This is a genomic window from Paenibacillus sp. sg306046, from assembly GCF_059821225.1.
On the sequence record NZ_JCAMRT010000106.1, the window covers coordinates 1 to 535 of the forward strand.

The following is a 535-nucleotide window of genomic DNA, read 5'->3' on the forward strand; positions in this document are numbered from 1 at the left end:
ACCGTCCCGAACCCGAATGCGCAGGCGAATGTGATCGAGCAGGCGCTGCGGCAGGCGGGACTTGACCCGAGCATGGTCTCCTACATCGAAGCGCACGGAACCGGCACCTCGCTTGGCGATCCGATCGAAATCGCAGGCTTGACCAAGGCCTTCCAGGCCACGGCAAACGCCAACCTGCCATCCTGCGCGATCGGCTCGGCCAAGTCGAACATCGGTCACTGCGAGAGCGCAGCGGGCATCGCCGGCGTTACGAAGGTGCTGCTACAGCTGAAGCATCGCCAACTCGCGCCATCGCTGCATGCCAAGGTGCTCAACCCGAACATCGACTTTGACGCGACCCCGTTCGTCGTGCAGCAGGAGCTGGCGGAGTGGAAGCGCCCGCTGGTGGAGATCGGCGGTCAGGTTCGCGAAGTGCCGCGCATCGCCGGCATCTCGTCGTTTGGAGCGGGCGGTTCCAACGCGCATGTGATCATTGAGGAGTACGTTCCGGCAGAGCCGCTGCGCACGCCTGTCGAGGTGTCGCCGCAAAATCCGG

Annotated in this window: 1 pseudogene; it reads left to right on the forward strand. The window is 64.5% G+C overall.

The annotated features are described in order from the left end of the window. Positions 1–535 (forward strand): annotated as a pseudogene (locus AC6ROY_RS25495) (hypothetical protein); the annotation flags it as partial.